Below are 16,148 nucleotides of genomic sequence, written 5' to 3'. Positions count from 1 at the left end.
AGTCATGGGAACGTTTTCGCACCAATGGTTTAGCAGTATTAATGAGATTGATCAGGCGCAGTGGCAACGTTTATTTGGTGATGAACCATTTACTCAACATGCTTTTTTATATGCCCTTGAGCAAAGCCAATGCGTAACACAAAAAAGCGGTTGGCAGCCCCATCACCTCGCTATTTTTGAAGATGATACGCTCATTGCGCTTGCACCTGGGTATTTAAAAAGTCATTCATACGGCGAGTACGTATTTGACTGGGCATGGGCTGAGGCATACGAAAAACACGGTTTAGAATATTATCCCAAGTGGCTATCTGGCATTCCCTTTAGCCCTATTGAAGGCAAGCGTATTGCTATCGAGCACGCTAACCCAAATGCGGTGTATCAGTACATTACAGAGCAACTTAATATACACAGTGCTGAGCAAAGGTGGTCGGGGTGGCATGTTAATTTTTGCGACCAAGCCCAAGCAACATCATTAACTGAGCAACATGCCATGCTAAGAGTGGGTGTGCAATTTCAGTGGTTTAATAAAGGTTTTGAAACCTTTGACGATTTTTTGCAAATACTTAACTCACGAAAACGTAAGTCACTTAAAAAAGAGCGAGCTAAAATAGCGCAACAAAATATTGATATTGAATGGCTGCAAGGAACGCAAATTACGCCCGAGATAATGCAATTGTTTTGTGAGTTTTATCAGCGTACCTACTTAAAGCGATCTGGTCATTTGGGCTATTTAAATATGGAGTTTTTTACGCTTTTACATGCATTAATGGCTAATAACCTCGTTATTATGCTGGCCAAAAAAGACGACAACGTGATTGCTGCAACACTTAGTTTAGTAGGTGAGAATACACTTTATGGGCGCTACTGGGGAGCAAGTGAGGAAGTAGATTCGCTTCACTTTGAGTTGTGCTATTACCAAGGTATTGAGTTTGCAATAAAGCATAAACTCAGCTGCTTTCATTCGGGAGCACAAGGTGAGCACAAAATAGCACGCGGATTTGAACCCGTACTTACCTACTCTGCTCACCATATTGTTGATGGCGATTTCAGTAATGCAATAAGCGACTACTTAAAGCGTGAACGCGGCCATATTGATATATATAAAGAGCAATGTAGCTCATTACTGCCGTTTAAAAACGAGTAACTGATTATTTGCAGGCATGGCAGTATCGCTAATAAGCGTAAGCCCTGCTTGCTTAGCTAGTTGTTCAACTGCTTCAAAATCTCTTATTCCACTTAACGGATCGCGCTCTGTTAAAAAGGCACTAAAGTCATCATTACTTGGGCTGGTAAATTCACCTTGGTATTTGAATGGCCCATAAATACACAACATACCGTCGCTATTTAAGTGACGTTTAACACTGTCAAAAAAACGTTCAACTAATTGCCAACTTACAATATGAAATGTGTTTGCAGTATAAATAGCGTCAACCTTATCTACAGGCCATTCATTATTTAAATCAAGCTCAAGTGGTGCATGTAAATTAGTTAAATTAGCTTCGCGGTGCCATAAATTAATCCCTTCGTGGTTTATAGCGCGATCACTTGTATGCCATTGTAAATGCGGTAATTGCTCTGCAAAAAACACACTATGTTGGCCGGTTCCTGATCCGACTTCGAGGACTGTTTTAGTATTTTTTAATACGTCCTTTAATTGCTCTAAAATAGGGGTTTTATTGTTTTCACAGGCTTGTGAAAATGGCTTTGTCATTACTGTGCACCAAAATTGTAGATTAATGCACAACAGTAAAGCAAATTTAGCTTATTTTGTCGTGATGAAAAAAAGCTAATTTTTAAATACTATAACTATCATATGGTTGAGCTGGTTCATTATGGTTGGTACGTAATATGCTTTTATATTGTTAACCCACTAAAGGGTTTAACTTATATTAAATTTCAAAGGATAAAATTATGCATATACCCCCTTATACCGCTGTAGACGCGGCCATTGCTATAACCGAAAAAACCACCGACGATCATAGTTACGCCGTTGATATGAGAGCTACAGTAATCGATTTACTTTCGCACCCTAAACATAATCAACAGGCGATGACCAAACATGAAACAGATCAGATATTTATTCTTGGCTACAATTAATACTCAAATTAGTATCGCAAATAATTTTTATAATAACTGTTTACACTGAAACCGATTAAATGTAATGATAACTATTATCGTTAACTTGAGTCGGTTTTTTTATGTCTTCAAATTATGCCCAGCATCGTTACCATCAAGAACTCTCTTGTCATTGCTTAAGACCTGGCCTGCATGCACCCATGCTCGTTGCCGATTACATAGAAACCGCCCTTAACGTCGCCAAAAAATTTGAGCAACAACATAATCCCTTGCTTCAAGAGTTTTATCTTAGGCGCACACACCATGAAATTATGAACAAAATGTGCGACCCTCTTATACATAATGCTATTCGTAAACAATGTTTAGAGCAGCTATACAAACCATTATTAGCATTAAAACGGTTTTATAAGGTGCATAACAATACTGCACAATTTTTAATACTTGAGCGTGAAGCTCGTATTCTTAGTCACGAATTCAACCCTTTTTAAGGAGCACACTTATGAGCAACTTTAGAACAGAATCAGACAGCATGGGCGAGCTACAAGTACCTACTGATGCGCTCTATCAGGCGCAAACACAACGAGCAGTTAATAACTTTGCCATTAGTGGCTTATCTATGCCAAAGCAATTTATCACTGCACTGGCTTATATAAAACAAGCTGCTGCGCAAAGTAACTGCGAGCTTGGCCATTTAAGTAAAGACAAAGCAAATGCTATTGAGCAAGCTTGTCAAAGTATTATTGATGGCGAGCATGTTGAGCATTTCCCCGTTGATATTTTTCAAACCGGTTCGGGCACAAGCTCAAATATGAATGCCAACGAAGTTATTGCAACGCTTGCTAGCCGATTAGGCAGTGAAAGCATTCACCCTAATGATGATGTAAACATGGGGCAAAGCTCTAACGATGTAGTCCCTACTGCTATCGCACTCAGTAGCGCAATAAATGTAGTGTATGAATTACTTCCTTCGCTTGAAAACTTATCGCAAAGCCTAGAAAAGAAAAAAGCTGAAGTAGGCCATATAGTTAAAACGGGCCGTACGCATTTAATGGATGCAATGCCTGTTACATTTGATCAAACACTAAGTGCATGGCAGTCACAAGTTAACCATGCCGCAGCAGGAATTAGACATAGCTTAGAGCGTGTATGCGAACTGGCACAAGGCGGTACAGCTGTTGGAACAGGAATAAATGCAGACCCTAAGTTTGCAGCCAAATTTGCAGAAAACCTGAGTGCCAATGTAGGCATTAGATTTACGCCTAGTAGTAACTTTTTTTATAACATCGGCTCACAAGACGCCATAGTAGCGCTTTCGGGGCAATTAAAAGTACTCGCTGTAGCACAAATGAAAATAGCGAACGACCTACGCTGGATGAACTCAGGACCACTTGCGGGCTTAGGCGAAATAGAGCTAGAAGCACTTCAACCGGGCTCGTCTATTATGCCTGGCAAGGTAAATCCGGTAATACCAGAAGCCGCAGCCATGGTAAGCGCACAAGTAATCGGTAACGACGCGACCATTACAGTAGCAGGCCAAGCGGGTAATTTTGAGCTAAACGTTATGCTGCCAGTCATTGCGTATAATATTTTGCAAAGCATAGAATTACTTGCCAATAGCGCACAAGCATTGGGCGATAAAGCCATTGCCAGCTTTAAAGTAAATAAGCCTAATATAGATAAAGCACTCGCTAAAAATCCAATTTTAGTGACTGCGCTCAATCCGGTGATCGGTTATGAAAAAGCAGCAAAAATAGCAAAGCAGGCTTATAAGGAAGCCCGCCCTATTATTGATGTAGCCGAACAAGAAACCGATTTACCACGCAGTGAACTCGAAAAGCTACTTAATCCCACCAAACTAACGCAGGGGGGACTTTAATAAACGATATTTTTCACGGCTTTAATTACTTGATAATATAGTTTTTATTGCTGTAAAAAATGCACCGTGTATGATAGTGATGAATATTTCATCACTATCAAGGTTTGTTATGCGTACCCCATTGTTAGCCATACTTTTACCACTTTGTTTAACTGCATGCTTAGATAAAACGCCAACTGAAACGCAGCAAGTAACAATAACCTCAGAAGCTGAAGCACCAAAGCAAGAGCTACAAAAGCTAAAAGAAAACACTCAATTACAAGGAAATACTAAAAAGAACGTAGTTGCTGAAAAAATACCAAAAGCTGATTTAAAAAACGTTTCAATAGACGATATAAAAACAGCTAAAGCCGAATTAAATACGCTAATTACAGATAAGCAATGTGATACCAGCACTCAATGCAGAATAAGTGCAGTAGGCAGTCGCGCGTGTGGCGGGCCAAGTAGCTTTGTTGTGTATTCAACAAAATCAGCGTCTGAAAAACAAGTAGCAGCCCTTAGCGACAAAATTACTAAGCTTGAAAGTAGTTATAATTCACAAAAAGGGATGATGAGCATTTGTCAGCATTTAACAACGCCAAGCACGCAGTGTGTTGAAAATAAATGTGTTAAACTTGAAGGTTCAGCGGTAAGTGCATTTTAAGGATAACGTTATGAGTTGTTTACCATCGGCAATTAAACTATCAATTTTAAGCATTGCTAGCAGCATTTTACTACTAAGTGGTTGTGCTAGTACTGTGACGTCAAATGAGCAAAGTAAAAACTTATCTGACTTAAACTATGATCTGAATAACATGGTGAGTAATAACAGCTGCACTGCAAGCTTTCAGTGCAAAGTACTTGAAGTGGGCGCCCGAGCATGCGGCGGACCGAGTAAGTATGCTGTTTATTCAACGCTGAACACATCTCAAGAAGAAGCAGAACAGCTTGCTCAACAAATAACAAAACAAGAAAAAATACAAAATAAAGCACAAGGCTTAACCGATTGTTCACCAGTACTTGAAGTGCAATCGCTGTGTATTAATCACCAATGCCAGTCGTTTGATATAAAATAAAAACGGTCGCGTATAAGCTAATTTCAGCGTTAACCTAAATACGGAATTAACGCTGAAATTACAACAACCAGCACTACGCAAATACCCGCTTTTATAATGTACTTCATGGGCATTGTTTTAAGCACCCAATATGCATAAATAAAGCGTACAAAATAACTCGCCGCAGTACCAAACAACGCAAAAATAAGTAGATAAGCAATTAGAGTAATATTCATAATAATCTAGTGCAACTACTTAGTTTTTTTAGTGTGAGCAATTAGTAAGTCAGCTACTTGTTGTTTTACGGCTCGCTTATCATCACTTGGGACATCAAAGCGACTGGCTAGTTGCGCAATCTCATCATCATTTAAATTAAACGATAAACGTTGACGCGTTTTTTTAGACTTTACATCTAAGCCAAGTATTTTACGGATCATATCTGACGGCGTTAACTCTTGGTCAATAGCTTGCTTTTTTATCAGCTTTTGAACTTCACTGCTTAGATCAAATGCCATTTGTGTGGCACGTACAGCTTGTTCCTGACGTAACCACTTGTCTTTAGCATCACTCACTTAGCATCTCCGGGAAACAAGTCTACAATATCAGACATTGGACGCATGAGCGTTAGCGATACTTCGGTTTCGCCGCCATCCCAAATTTCGATATTTAAACCAAAGCCTTCATTATCTGATGCTAAACAAATCATTTCACATGGCTCACCACCTTCTTGCTCATAACGAGGCAAAGTTTGGTTGCGGTAATCTTTATTATGGAAATAACACACATAAGGCGACTCGCTTTGTTGATAGCTTTTAGCTAAAAACTGCATAAAGCGCTCTGGTGTATTTTGCACTGTAATGTGGGTTAACGACTCTTCATCAAAAATACGCGCAAACTCATCAAGGCCAAATATCTCTTCAACTTCGTTTCGCTGAATTTTAATAGAAAAGTTAGCCCACTCTTCGCCGTCATCTTGCTCAATTTGTAAAAATACAACTTGGCCGCTATTTGTCTCAAGTACAAATTCAGTATCGCTGCTGTGCTGATATTGGTAAGTCTGAATATCAGTAACACGTAGCGTTTCACCTTTTAACCATGCCGGATAAGCAAATGAGTCGATAACGCTAAACATGTCGCCTTTTTTAAGCTCGCTCGGATGATTAAGCTGACGCTCTGGCTCTTTTTTAGATTTGAAAAAATTAAACATAGGAAGGCTGCCTTCTAAGCAAAAAAGGTAACTGAGCAAAACTCGGTTACCTTTTTAAAGTATAAACGTAATGGTTAGCTATTTTGCTTCGCTTTGATGCGAGCTAAAATATCAGCACTTTTTGGACTTGTGTCGCCAATGCCTGCTTCAGCCATTTTTGCTTTTAAGTCATCGCCATTTACGTCTGACTCAAGTTGCTTTGCAGCACCTAGCTGGTCGCTACGATCTTGTTGACGCTGTTTAATACGTTCAAGCGATTGACGAGCCGATGTCATAGACGAGCTGTTTGTATTAAGCGTGCTGTTAACAGCCATTGTTGCTTGCTGTACGCTTTCAGTGGTTTTAACCATTGTAAGCTGGCGTTGATTCTCTTTAATCGATTTTTCAGCATCTTTAACTTGCTGCTTAAGCGCAACAATATGGTTACTAAAGCCAGATAATACTTGCTCGTTTTCGGCTTTTTCAGCTTCAAAGTCACCAATTTTTTCTGCAATTTCTAATGCTAACGCTTCGTTGCCCTTTTCAAGAGCTTGGCCTGCATACGCTTCGTGTTCCGCGATTGATGCATCTACAGCGCTAATTTTACGCTTAGTTTGCATTTCTTTAGCCATTACTTCTGTAAGGCTTTTTTTAGCGCGGTGAAGTGCATTTTGCGCGTCTGCAATTTCTTGCTCAAAAATACGGATGCCATTTTTGTCTACAATTGCTTCGCCTGCTTCACGAGCGCCGCCACGTACTGCTGTAAATAATTTTTTTAAAATACTCATAATCTTAACTCCACTAACTGGCTATTAATCGTTTAAATACAAGGTCACGGCTTCTAGTGCATCGATAGCGTTATCGGCTAATGTCACTAGTTCGTGGGTAACGTCATCTAATGATGAATTTACCGACAGTGCACCAAAAATCGCGTATTTGTTATCGATTTTAGCAAATGCACTCAGTGGAATTGGCACGTTTAAACGTAGTAATGTTTCGTTTAACTCGTTGCGTAATTCACTCTTAACTTCATCTTCGTCAAACAAGTAGCTAATACATAACAACTGCTCTTGCGTTTGTGTAACAAAAATTGGAAGTTCATCATTTCCATCAACAATGACTTGTAAAACATCTTGCTCGCCAGGGTTGGCAATCAAGAAAGACTCAAAGTTAGCGCCTTCAGTTTCAAAAGAAGCTAATTTTATTGAAAGTTCATTTAATTCCATGTCTCTGCCTTTTGTCGTTTGACATATTATGTCTGAGTTAAGATTCTCACGGCCGACATATTATGTCAACCATGTTTTGTTAATTTTTATACAATTCGCTTTCTATTTGCCATGCAGTTCGGTAGTAATCATACAACTGACCAGATCCTAACCTATTGACCTCAATACTTTTAACTTGTTCAAAGTAGTGGTTAGGAAATACAAAGCTTGCCAATAAATATTCTTTACTAATCCACCTTGATGGCACAGGCATAGCCGTCGCATCATTAATACGGCCACTGGCCGACTGACCCATTTTAGTGGCTATAGTCCAGCCCCACTGCCCAAACGAAGGTATGTTTTGCTGATACTGCTCAACATAGCCAAACCCTGCGGCTTTAACTGTTTTAGCAATGCTTAAAAACGCTTTTTTAGCGTGGTAAGGTGAAGTTGATTGAACCGCCATTGCGCCATCGGGTGCTAATAACTGACGTACATGATTATAAAAGTAGTCACTGTACATTTTATTTAGATCAGGGTGATTTGGGTCCGGTAAATCAATTAAGATAGTGTCGAACTGCTTAGATTGATCAAGCAGCTTTTCAACTTCTAAAAATGCATCACCCACAATTATGTTGGCTCGCGAGTCTTGCATCGATTTATTGTTTAGCTGTAGTAATCGCTTATTGATGTGCTCTGGGGGCGTAAAGTCACCGTCTTTGTGGCCAAATAAATTGAGAAGCTGCGCGTCTAAATCTATTAGCGTTACTTCGCTTACAGGCCATTTTAAAACATCTCTAAGTGCAAGCCCGTCACCACCACCAATTATTAATACACGGTCGTGTCTGTTAGAGGCAAGCATTGCAGGGTAAACCAGCATTGAATGATATATTTGTTCATCAATACTTGAGAACTGCAAACGCCCATTTAAATATAAATCGGTGATTGGCTGAGGTTGGTTTTTGCTTAACCTTTCGGTTAAAACTACGTGCTGGTATTTGGTTGCTTGCGAATAAATTACTTTATCTTTGTATAAAACATTACTTAGATTGTTCATCCAGCTACTGCCAAATACTAAAATAAAGCCAAACAATGCCAGCAGTACTATATGGCAAACTAAAAGTGCCTTAGCAAAGCGTACATGGGCATGGTAACGCCATAAAAAAGCGAGTCCTGCGATGATATTAAATAACGCCGTCCACGCCGCAGCTTGCATTATAGGCATTGAGAGCATGATACTTACCCAAATGGCTGCACCAATACCAGCACCGATATAATCGGCACCATAAATAGTCCCTGCGTTGTTTTCTAAAAAACGGCCATAAACGTGCTGACGAATGCGCGCTATAAGCGGTATTTCCATACCAATAAATAAACCCAGTATTAAACCAAAAACATAAGGTAGAAAACGTGACCACTCTTGTAGCTTTTGAAATACGTAACCATTAAGTACAACATCTGGGGGTAAATTAAAAATGCTCGAAAATAAATGAGGAAGAGAATAACTTACAGCTATTACACCCGCTATCGCTAAAATGCAGCCCATGCCAACCAAAGCAATAATGCTTTCTAGCCAAGCAAAAGCGGTAAATGCATCTTTAAACCAACGCGCTAAAAAAGCGCCTAAGCCCATTGCTACAATCATAGTACCGATCATGGCGTAAATAGCGCTTTCTACTGAGCCAAGTACACGGCCCGCATAATGAGACAGTAAGTATTCATAAATAAGGCCGCACCCAGCAAGCACGGCCATAACAGTAATTAGTAATATATCGTGCCCAAGTAAGCGAGACTTACTTGGGGGAGTGTTGGTTGATGACACTGATTATGCGCCTAGTAAGGTTGCCATAGTGATACCTACAGCAAATGATACTGCTGCAGAAATAGCTGCTACACCTACATTTTTTTGACGATTAACTTCATCGGAAATATCGCAACCAGATAAAATTATTTTAATTGTCACTAAGTGCAAAATAATAAATGCGACAAGGCTCACAACAGCGCTAATAGCCCAGTATAGTAAACTCGCATTAATGTTATCAGCAGCGTATGGCGCAACACCCGTTGCAGCTGTAATAGCTAATGCACTACCTATTAAAAATCCAGCGTAACGAATACCCACAGCTAAGTTACCATCAACAATTGCTTGTTGTAGGCAGTCGCCACTTTTGTTTGTACGCTTAAATAACTGCACTCGGTACTGGCTAACAAGTAGTAATACAACACTACCTATAATAAAGGCAGCAATTACAATTGGAAGACCATGCCAGCCATCAGTAGCCACCCATAAAAGTGCTGAGCGAATAACTATTGCAACGCTAACAACATGACCAAAATCAATTATTGAAGCTGTAACGTTACCTTTAACTATTTCGTCGTGCAGGCTTACTTTACGAAGCGCTACTTTATCTTGAAAAAAGTGACCCAACTTAATAAGTACAATTGCTAATGCGCCGTAAGCTAACATTTGCAGTGCTTCTTGTTGCAATGTAGCAGCAAAAGCACCACTACTTACACCTGTTAATACAATCGCCAGTGCCACTAAACCAGCGGCAAAGCTAATACCAAAAGCAAAGTTATCACGCTCTGTTATTTCATCATTTGCGTGTAAGTTTGAAACCCAACCTTTTATATATTTAAGGCTTACAAATAATAAAACAATAATTGCAAAATCAATCGCCAATGCTTGTAGCGACCACATAGTTATTCCATTAAATTCATACATATTATTCTAACTCCAACTTTATTCTTTTACTTACCACGGCTCACGCCACGAGAGGTTCTGCTACCGCTATCACGCACCGATCCTGAGCTATTGCTATAACTGCTAGAACGAGAATAACTACTGCGGCTTTTTGGTGGCGTATAACTACTACGGCTTAAACCGGATGCACCTGTTTTTTTACTCGCATAAGGGCTTGTAAACTGCTTACCTTGGCGTTGGTATGTTTGGCGCGTGCGTGTTTCTAGCGCGCTTTGGGTTTTAATTTGTTTAGGGCTTGAATAACGCGAACGGCCATAGTCATTGTAATAACTATACTTTCGGCGTTTGCTCCAACTTCCATATTCAACACGGTCAAATACATCGCCTAAAATACGGTACATGCCGTACCATTGCCAAAAGCTAATACCATTACTATTTGTTTGCCAGTTACCATAGTTAGGGTTACCTACCATTTGGTTACCAACACCCTCACCTTCAGCTTGCTTACTAATTGCGCCTACACGCGCTAAAGTGCCTTTGGACATATCAGCTAGCATATTAATAGGATCGGTTAACGCATCAGAAAATAGCGTAGGTTTAGACGCATCACGCAACAAATCAATGCTATGCAACGTATCTTCGTAAGGAGGAATTAAGTAAGTTCCTTTAATATCTTTAAGTCGCTGTGTTAAACCACTATAAAGTGCACCTTGACGCGTTGCATCAAGGGTAATTACATCAACAACTTTTGTAAGCTCTGGCTGTTGTTTTTTAAGGAGCTCGCCATATCCTTTAAGTAATACAGCATTGCGCACATTCCCATTATCAAGCGCAGTACCAAGCTGTGACAGCTCTGTATCTGCTTTTTTAATAGACTCTTGAATTGTTTGTTGCAGCTGCTCTTCTTTAGATTGACAACCCATAAGCACTGCGAACAAACAAAACAGGCTTATAAGTTTCCAAGCTTTAATATTCGACATTCATGTCACCTGATTTACTAAATTAACTTAGGTAGTTTTACACAGGTCACTTATTAAACCAAGAATGAAATTGCAACAAAGTAAGTCAGTACAAAATTAAATAAACAGCTATATTTAGTATATGAATTTAAAAGCATTCTCAATGTTAAGCTTTTAGTGCTACAAAGGGCGTAGTAAGTAACTTTTTTGTAATTATGGATTGCCTGATTACACAATAATAACTAAAACATAATTAAATGATGGTTAAGGGTTAGATTTGATGCTTCATAGTATTCGATATAAATTTATTATAATAACAACGGTTTTAATTATATTTAGCGCAAATTTAGTTTTTTTCCTCGCAATTAATGAACACGAAGATTTATATCGCCAATCTGTTAAACAAAACTTAGATGCAATGTCTTCAAATATTTCCGATAGCTTATTACGTGTTATGTCTGAGCAAGTTGATTTGTTCTCTATAACCACCGAATTGCTCGGTTTTGATCGATATGAACACATTAAGTTTGTTAATGTATTTGACGCTGACTGGCAATTAATCCAATCGTATGTCCACCCTAACTATTTAGAGCTTGAGAGCTTTAAGCCTGAACTTATAAGTATTCAACCAAAAAATTTACCTTATGCGGTTACAATAACCAATGAAGGACTAGTGGCCTTAAAGGCAATTGGGGAGGAGCAGTTTCCTATTGGATATTTGCTCATTGTGCAAGACTTTAAAAAGCCACTGAATGAAAGTAAAATTAGCCTTTTTTATAGTGCAGCTCCATTTGTTGTTTTAATTATTGCACTCACCATTATTATTTCATTTTGGATATATCAGCGTTTATTAAGCCCACTTTTAGCGCTCTCGAAGTTCACACAGAAAGTTGAAAAATCAACAAATTATAAGCTTCAATACCAAGTCACTGGTCATGATGAAGTATCTCAACTTGGTAACGACATTAATGCATTACTACAAACAATTGACTCCCAAGTTCAAACCAATCATAAACATACCGCACAACTTTTAGTACAAACGCATTCAATGGAGCGCCTCGCCAACTACGATATATTAACAGGTTTACCTAATCGCATGTTTTTTATGGACCTACTCAAACTCGAGCTGGCTAGTAGTAAAAGTAACGATCAAGACGTTGCGATTATGTTCTTTGATGTTGATAGTTTTAAAGGCGTTAACGACACCCTAGGCCATGAAACCGGAGATATGCTTTTACAAGCTGTGGCTAAAAAAGTGAAAAGTTATCTGCGTAGTAACGACATAATTGCACGCTTAGGCGGTGATGAGTTTTTAATTATGCTACCTAATATCACTGAGCAATCTATTGTTATAGATATTGCCGAAAGTATCATTGAGGGTATGAAAGAGCCATTCACTATAAATGAGTGGGACGTACCAGCGGGTATTAGTATTGGTATTGCAAGTGCCAAAGAAGCTGAATTTGATATAAATACATTTATCAGTAATGCCGATATTGCAATGTACACATCAAAAGAAAAAGGCAAAGGCGCATATACAATATTCCACTATAAAATGCTTGAAGATAACAAACGAAAAGCGCAAGTCGCTAACTTAATATCTCACGCAATAGCGCAAAATGAATTTGAGTTATTTTATCAGCTTAAAATGTCGAATACAGGCGAAGCTCAAGGCTTAGAAGCCTTAATAAGATGGCAAAGCAAAGAGCTAGGCTTTGTTTCTCCTAGTGAGTTTATACCTATAGCGGAACAAGCAGGTAAAATAAAAGCGATTACTCAATGGGTGATCACACAAGTATTTAAAGATATGCAAATGCTAAAACAACTTATGGGGAATAATGTACTCGTCTCCATGAATCTTTCAAGCCATGACTTAAAAGATCATAACTTCATTCATACTGTAAAAAGTAAACTACTTGAACATAGCGTCGATATTTCAAATATTCAGTTTGAAATAACAGAATCAAGCTATTTAGAAAATTTTGAAAACGCGAATCAATTTTTTAATCAAGTTAAAGTTATGGGAGGCTCAATTGCATTAGATGACTTTGGCACAGGTTACTCTTCATTGAGTTACCTTACTAAAATTGAAATTGATACATTAAAAATAGATCGAATGTTTGTAAATCAATATGCAAGCTCAGCAAAAGACACTGCAGTATTACAAGCAATACTCGATTTAGGCCAACGCCTTGGTTTAAAAATATGTAGCGAAGGAATTGAAACAACCGACCAAGCTAACTACCTAGTATCAAATGGTAGTGATGAAATGCAGGGCTATTACTTTGCAAAACCAGTGTGCATTGCACAACTACCACACGCAATTGAACGAGCGAAAATATTATTTAAAGAACTAACAATAACTTCAAAATAACTCAGTGCAATTGATTTTTTACTAAGCAAACGGCTTACTTTTAATTTAGTGCAATTATGGTGAGCTCTTTAGGTATAGTAATTCCTGCTGGAAGGTAAGCTACTGAGTCTTCAACGGTTAGTAAGTACTCTATAACCTCTTCTGTAGACTCAAATTCAACAGGGGGCTTGCTGCGCCCCGTGAATCGCATTTGGGCCCAATAAGCTTGTATTCTAGACTCAGTAAGACCTACCATCCTAGTGTTAAAATTTATTCTAAGCGGGTTGCCGACAAATAGGTTAACTGCTTTAAATTGTCTGCTCATAGCTCCGCCCATATAAATATGGCGAATTTGTTGCTTACTAAAAGATAAGTTTTTATCTGTGGTATTTACTACAATAATGACGTTCGAGGGGTTTGTATTTTCTGCATAAACTGAAATGCTAAAACCAAATAGGCTACTAGCGACTACAAAGAGCATCATTATTTTTTTAATGTTATTAATAGGTTTAAAAAATATCATTAAAACACCCAATCCAAACCAATAAGATAAAGATTAGTTTTTTTATCAAAATCAGAGTCATCAGGAGTAACAAAAAACGAGTCTTTTACATCGTCGCCTTCTAGGGTTGAAAACTCAGCTTTTAAGGCAAGGTTTGGCAACACATCCCAGCGTACACCAACCGTCCAACTCTTAATTGAGTCAGGCGTAGATTCATCAAAAATACGATTGTACCCATATGCAAGTTGATCTAAGTCGCTATTAATACCTAACGGAATTTCATTTTCAGCAGAACGAGTTTCTACGTCGCTATCTGCAAATGTTAAGTGGTAAGTAAAAGGAGCATGATTAACACCGGCAGTTAAATAATAGCTTTGAATTATAGGCACTATCCCTAAATCAGTTTTAATGCGGACCCATTCACCTCTAAAAAAATAATCTAAATTGTCGTAAATTACGCCAAATTGATTTGCATGTGCTCTACCTTTTGTTTTTACCGAGCTGGCGCTTTTTGTAAAATTAAGGCTATTAAGCACATTTTCTAGCTGTCTTATCTCATCAATATCAAGCTTGATATTCCCATTATAACGGGAAACTCTAAATTCTAAGTTTTCAATATTAATCTTACCAATGAACCCTAAAAGATTATCAACTTCAAAGCCCGTTCTTAAGGCGCCAATCCCTATATCACCCGACTCTTCACCATAGTAACCTTCAAAGCTCAAATCAAAGTTTTCTGCACCAAATTTATAAACAGCATCTATGCCATTAAATGTTTTAAATAAATAAGTATCGTAGACTTGTTGAGGTGGATTGATCCATGGGTACGCAAAACCAACATCCGAAAAGTCACTCATAGTAAAAAAAGGTGTGCGTAATTTTCCGAGTTTTATCTGAATATTGTCAGTTGGCCTATATGTTAAATATAACCACTCTAACCCAGAGTTATCAGAAGCTGTTGTGTTATTGCTTCTTAGCAAAACTTGGGCTGTTGCAGACCACTTATCATCAAATTGATACTCGCCTTGGAATCCAATTAAACTAGATGGAGAAAATTTAATACTGTCTTCATATCCCTTAAACTCGACATTTTTTTCGTCTAAGTAGCCACCAATAACTCGAGCATAACCAGAAAATTCAAACTCATTAGAAAAAGCTGAAAAATGAGTAAGCATAGTGGTAAAAAGTAAGCACCAAGATATTTTATATCGCATCAGAGAAAATTAAATCCTTTGTTGAATTATGCAAAATACAGTGAAGATTAATTATGCTAACGATGAAATAACTCACCTGTTCGGATAATCAATTATTTAATTATTTTAAGTAGCGCATTTTACCGCTATCTAAGCTTAGCTAGCAAAGTCATAACTAGGATTAATCATTATAGTCAATGAATTACATGTTGGAACAATATATGTGTTCTATAAAAACATTAAGCATCTAGGTAATACTATTTACATGGAAAAGCACCTCACCCCTCTTGAATATTACTGAGATAGAGCTTAATTATACTTATATAGATACTTATCAACTAAGCAGGAGATAAAACAGATTCTTAATTCATGTCGTTCACTAGGATTGAGTGTTTAATGTGGGTGTTTGATAAAGCGTAATTGATTTAATTATAATCCGATATATGAAAAACCCACCCAAACTTTACTTTTTTGCAGACGTAAAAAAGCCCGAATCGTTAAATCCCGGCTTTCTACAATGTGAAGCCTCCGTAATATCACGATACCTACAGCGGTGCAGAGTCACGTAGCAAATACTACTGTATTGGCCGACTGAGATATTGAGGGGTTTTGTTGTGATTTTAACGGCGGGAGTCGCTATGCTCGCCCGACCTACGTGATAGGTGTTGATGTGAAAGTGTGTTAATTGTGCGCATTTCACTTTTCTGCAGACGTAAAAAAGCCCGAATCGTTAGATTCGGGCTTTCTAGAATTTGAAGCTTGGAAATGTCTTGGTGCCCACAGCGGTGGAGAGTCACGTAGCAAATGCTACTCTATTGGCCGACTTAGTTATTGAGGGGTTTTGTTGTGATTTTAACGTCGAGAGTCGCTACGCCCGACCTACGTGCTAGGTGTTGATGTGAGTGTGTATTAATTGCGCACATTTCACTTTTCTTCAGACGTAAAAAAGCCCGACTATTTCTAGTCGGGCTCTCTACAATTTGAAGCCTGGTAATGTCCTACTTTCACATAGCAAATGCTACACTATCATCGGCGCTGTTTCGTTTCACTACTGAGTTCG

The 16,148-nt window shown here is 38.4% G+C and carries 18 protein-coding genes; 7 read left to right on the top strand and 11 right to left on the bottom strand.

Annotation, left to right across the window (positions count from 1 at the left end):
- Positions 1-4 precede the first annotated feature (4 nt).
- Entirely contained in the window at positions 5-1,144 is a 1,140-nt protein-coding gene (locus tag H5118_RS16740) for a GNAT family N-acetyltransferase (RefSeq protein ID WP_138489881.1), read from the top strand.
- On the opposite strand, the gene H5118_RS16735 is transcribed toward H5118_RS16740, so the two are convergent.
- Entirely contained in the window at positions 1,121-1,711 is a 591-nt protein-coding gene (locus H5118_RS16735) for a DUF938 domain-containing protein (protein WP_182749542.1), read from the bottom strand. The genes H5118_RS16740 and H5118_RS16735 overlap by 24 nt on opposite strands.
- Before the next feature lie 200 nt (positions 1,712-1,911).
- Here H5118_RS16735 and H5118_RS16730 point away from each other — a divergent pair, with 200 nt between their 5' ends.
- From H5118_RS16730 to H5118_RS16710, 5 genes are all read left to right on the top strand, one after another.
- Positions 1,912-2,097 carry a hypothetical protein gene (locus tag H5118_RS16730; RefSeq protein WP_010554833.1) on the top strand — a complete coding sequence of 62 codons (186 nt, stop codon included), beginning with the start codon at positions 1,912-1,914 and terminating at the stop codon, positions 2,095-2,097.
- A 101-nt stretch (positions 2,098-2,198) separates the two neighbouring features.
- Complete coding sequence (locus H5118_RS16725; RefSeq protein WP_223231703.1) at positions 2,199-2,564, top strand: hypothetical protein; 366 nt, start codon at positions 2,199-2,201, stop codon at positions 2,562-2,564.
- Positions 2,565-2,575: 11 nt separating this feature from the next.
- Positions 2,576-3,952 carry an aspartate ammonia-lyase gene (locus H5118_RS16720; protein WP_154903812.1) on the top strand — a complete coding sequence of 459 codons (1,377 nt, stop codon included), beginning with the start codon at positions 2,576-2,578 and terminating at the stop codon, positions 3,950-3,952.
- Between the two features lie 109 nt (positions 3,953-4,061).
- On the top strand, positions 4,062-4,595 hold the full coding sequence (locus tag H5118_RS16715; protein WP_182749541.1) for a hypothetical protein: 534 nt from the start codon (positions 4,062-4,064) through the stop codon (positions 4,593-4,595).
- A gap of 10 nt (positions 4,596-4,605) precedes the next feature.
- Positions 4,606-5,007, top strand: coding sequence for a hypothetical protein (locus H5118_RS16710; RefSeq protein ID WP_024597425.1), 402 nt, complete (start codon positions 4,606-4,608; stop codon positions 5,005-5,007).
- A 29-nt stretch (positions 5,008-5,036) separates the two neighbouring features.
- Here H5118_RS16710 and H5118_RS16705 read toward each other — a convergent pair whose 3' ends face one another.
- From H5118_RS16705 to H5118_RS16670, 8 genes are all read right to left on the bottom strand, one after another.
- On the bottom strand, positions 5,037-5,222 hold the full coding sequence (locus H5118_RS16705; RefSeq protein ID WP_024597424.1) for a hypothetical protein: 186 nt from the start codon (positions 5,220-5,222) through the stop codon (positions 5,037-5,039).
- Between the two features lie 15 nt (positions 5,223-5,237).
- Entirely contained in the window at positions 5,238-5,558 is a 321-nt protein-coding gene (locus tag H5118_RS16700; RefSeq protein WP_024597423.1) for a hypothetical protein, read from the bottom strand.
- Complete coding sequence (locus tag H5118_RS16695) at positions 5,555-6,193, bottom strand: DUF4178 domain-containing protein (RefSeq protein WP_024597422.1); 639 nt, start codon at positions 6,191-6,193, stop codon at positions 5,555-5,557. The genes H5118_RS16700 and H5118_RS16695 overlap by 4 nt, the downstream gene beginning before the upstream one ends.
- 74 nt (positions 6,194-6,267) lie before the next feature.
- Positions 6,268-6,960 carry a PspA/IM30 family protein gene (locus H5118_RS16690; protein WP_004335088.1) on the bottom strand — a complete coding sequence of 231 codons (693 nt, stop codon included), beginning with the start codon at positions 6,958-6,960 and terminating at the stop codon, positions 6,268-6,270.
- Between the two features lie 24 nt (positions 6,961-6,984).
- Positions 6,985-7,398: a YjfI family protein gene (locus tag H5118_RS16685; protein WP_004335098.1), complete on the bottom strand. Its 414-nt coding sequence runs from the start codon at positions 7,396-7,398 to the stop codon at positions 6,985-6,987.
- Positions 7,399-7,477: 79 nt separating this feature from the next.
- Positions 7,478-9,199 carry a polyamine aminopropyltransferase gene (locus H5118_RS16680; RefSeq protein WP_182712675.1) on the bottom strand — a complete coding sequence of 574 codons (1,722 nt, stop codon included), beginning with the start codon at positions 9,197-9,199 and terminating at the stop codon, positions 7,478-7,480.
- 3 nt (positions 9,200-9,202) lie between these two features.
- Positions 9,203-10,102 carry a DUF350 domain-containing protein gene (locus H5118_RS16675; RefSeq protein WP_024597420.1) on the bottom strand — a complete coding sequence of 300 codons (900 nt, stop codon included), beginning with the start codon at positions 10,100-10,102 and terminating at the stop codon, positions 9,203-9,205.
- A gap of 26 nt (positions 10,103-10,128) precedes the next feature.
- Positions 10,129-11,061 (bottom strand): CHAD domain-containing protein, encoded by a 933-nt coding sequence (locus H5118_RS16670; protein WP_182696304.1) that lies wholly within the window; start codon positions 11,059-11,061, stop codon positions 10,129-10,131.
- A 259-nt stretch (positions 11,062-11,320) separates the two neighbouring features.
- Between H5118_RS16670 and H5118_RS16665 the strand changes: the two genes are divergently transcribed.
- A complete protein-coding gene (locus H5118_RS16665) occupies positions 11,321-13,414 on the top strand; it encodes a bifunctional diguanylate cyclase/phosphodiesterase (RefSeq protein ID WP_182749540.1) in 2,094 nt (697 codons plus the stop codon).
- A 40-nt stretch (positions 13,415-13,454) separates the two neighbouring features.
- On the opposite strand, the gene H5118_RS16660 is transcribed toward H5118_RS16665, so the two are convergent.
- Both H5118_RS16660 and H5118_RS16655 read right to left on the bottom strand, forming a co-directional pair.
- Positions 13,455-13,916 carry a hypothetical protein gene (locus H5118_RS16660; RefSeq protein WP_024597417.1) on the bottom strand — a complete coding sequence of 154 codons (462 nt, stop codon included), beginning with the start codon at positions 13,914-13,916 and terminating at the stop codon, positions 13,455-13,457.
- Positions 13,916-15,109, bottom strand: coding sequence for an outer membrane beta-barrel protein (locus H5118_RS16655; protein WP_182749539.1), 1,194 nt, complete (start codon positions 15,107-15,109; stop codon positions 13,916-13,918). Before H5118_RS16655 ends, H5118_RS16660 begins: the two co-directional genes overlap by 1 nt.
- Between the last annotated feature and the right edge of the window lie 1,039 nt (positions 15,110-16,148).

The organism is Pseudoalteromonas sp. SR41-1, from assembly GCF_014164015.1.
GTDB lineage: Bacteria > Pseudomonadota > Gammaproteobacteria > Enterobacterales > Alteromonadaceae > Pseudoalteromonas > Pseudoalteromonas distincta.
This window is presented reverse-complemented; position numbering and strand designations above follow the sequence as displayed.

Excerpts from the sequence above, each read along its gene's own strand:
- H5118_RS16740 (WP_138489881.1), top strand. The coding sequence starts at position 5 with ATGGGAACGTTTTCGCACCAATGGTTTAGCAGTATTAATGAGATTGAT.
- H5118_RS16735 (WP_182749542.1), bottom strand. The coding sequence starts at position 1,711 with ATGACAAAGCCATTTTCACAAGCCTGTGAAAACAATAAAACCCCTATT.
- H5118_RS16730 (WP_010554833.1), top strand. The coding sequence starts at position 1,912 with ATGCATATACCCCCTTATACCGCTGTAGACGCGGCCATTGCTATAACC.
- H5118_RS16725 (WP_223231703.1), top strand. The coding sequence starts at position 2,199 with ATGTCTTCAAATTATGCCCAGCATCGTTACCATCAAGAACTCTCTTGT.
- H5118_RS16720 (WP_154903812.1), top strand. The coding sequence starts at position 2,576 with ATGAGCAACTTTAGAACAGAATCAGACAGCATGGGCGAGCTACAAGTA.
- H5118_RS16715 (WP_182749541.1), top strand. The coding sequence starts at position 4,062 with ATGCGTACCCCATTGTTAGCCATACTTTTACCACTTTGTTTAACTGCA.
- H5118_RS16710 (WP_024597425.1), top strand. The coding sequence starts at position 4,606 with ATGAGTTGTTTACCATCGGCAATTAAACTATCAATTTTAAGCATTGCT.
- H5118_RS16705 (WP_024597424.1), bottom strand. The coding sequence starts at position 5,222 with ATGAATATTACTCTAATTGCTTATCTACTTATTTTTGCGTTGTTTGGT.
- H5118_RS16695 (WP_024597422.1), bottom strand. The coding sequence starts at position 6,193 with ATGTTTAATTTTTTCAAATCTAAAAAAGAGCCAGAGCGTCAGCTTAAT.
- H5118_RS16690 (WP_004335088.1), bottom strand. The coding sequence starts at position 6,960 with ATGAGTATTTTAAAAAAATTATTTACAGCAGTACGTGGCGGCGCTCGT.
- H5118_RS16685 (WP_004335098.1), bottom strand. The coding sequence starts at position 7,398 with ATGGAATTAAATGAACTTTCAATAAAATTAGCTTCTTTTGAAACTGAA.
- H5118_RS16675 (WP_024597420.1), bottom strand. The coding sequence starts at position 10,102 with ATGTATGAATTTAATGGAATAACTATGTGGTCGCTACAAGCATTGGCG.
- H5118_RS16670 (WP_182696304.1), bottom strand. The coding sequence starts at position 11,061 with ATGTCGAATATTAAAGCTTGGAAACTTATAAGCCTGTTTTGTTTGTTC.
- H5118_RS16665 (WP_182749540.1), top strand. The coding sequence starts at position 11,321 with ATGCTTCATAGTATTCGATATAAATTTATTATAATAACAACGGTTTTA.
- H5118_RS16660 (WP_024597417.1), bottom strand. The coding sequence starts at position 13,916 with ATGATATTTTTTAAACCTATTAATAACATTAAAAAAATAATGATGCTC.
- H5118_RS16655 (WP_182749539.1), bottom strand. The coding sequence starts at position 15,109 with ATGCGATATAAAATATCTTGGTGCTTACTTTTTACCACTATGCTTACT.